Genomic DNA, 1,071 nt, shown 5'->3' on the forward strand with positions numbered 1-1,071 from the left:
GCGCTTCTATTGCCATCACGAAATCAGGCAGCCACGCCACCGGCATAGCCGTTAGGAGCATACAAGCCGATTCGCGGTGCGAATCGAGTGAACGTATATACGTTCACATCACTTGCTACTCCAGCAGCGCTTATCTTTCCGTCAGCAGTTCTCCCTAACATTACTTTCTTCTGTATCTAGACCATTTATCGAGAACTGACAGAATAGCGGACGCGACGCCTATGAAGACTATGGCGACATTACTGTTGACAATCCCGATGACGATCAGCGTGACGGCACACGCAAGCTGCAGAAGAAGAATTAGTTTCATTAGCAACTCAATTTAATTCCTGCTGCACTAATAAGCAGATTCGCACCCTTTAATGCCCAGCCTACAGTGTTGGTTGGCATGCCTGGGATAGTCAAAATAAATCCCACGGTCGATACCACACATCCCAATGGAACGCTTTTCCCAATTGGAGGCAACGGTACCTTTTTAAGGTCAACCTTTGCTACTGCTTTTCCCGTTGCGGCATTGAATATTGTGAATGATGCTCCTGTTGCATCCGCCGCCTTACATTGCCTTGCTGATAGGCCATACCACGTTGTGTGTATATGCGAGCTGATGCATTGCGTCTGAATATTATTGGCAGAAAATGTGCTGGCGTTCTGCTGTGAATAGAAAACCTCGTACCCATATGAAGTTAGTGGGCTGGATTCTTCTCCTCGGAGAACTTGAGGATCGACCCATGTAGCTTGAGAAGGATCAACCTCGCTAGCTGAGGCATGTGCATCGGTAAAAAGAAGGCAAAGTGATAGAGCGAGGAAAGCTGTGAAAATAGTAATTGCTTTATTTAAATAAGTATCCTTCATCAATCCTCCTTGATTGGAATTACAAGATACTTCTCTTACAAAGATGCTCCCAGAGTAGTTAGAACTCAATAGATCATCTAAGACGTTCTTTATGCCCATCGAGATAGAGAACGCAAAGGGCCGGTGCCCGAAGACACCGGCCCAACGCCTAACAGGGGATGCATTCAGGGGCACCCCACCGGTCTCGGCCATCTCCCCGAAGAAGTCGTTGCGCACCGC

The 1,071-nt window shown here is 47.6% G+C and carries 1 protein-coding gene; it reads right to left on the reverse strand.

Translation table 11 applies throughout. The annotated features are described in order from the left end of the window. Window positions 1-309: 309 nt before the first annotated feature. A partial coding sequence (locus AB5Z01_RS13785) for a hypothetical protein (protein ID WP_368365628.1) occupies window positions 310-1,071 on the reverse strand: 762 nt, incomplete at its 5' end.

The organism is Ruminococcus sp. RTP21359st1_H3_RTP21359_211015 (genome assembly GCF_040909065.1).
In the GTDB taxonomy this organism is placed as follows: Bacteria; Bacillota; Clostridia; order Oscillospirales; family Ruminococcaceae; genus Hominimerdicola; species Hominimerdicola aceti.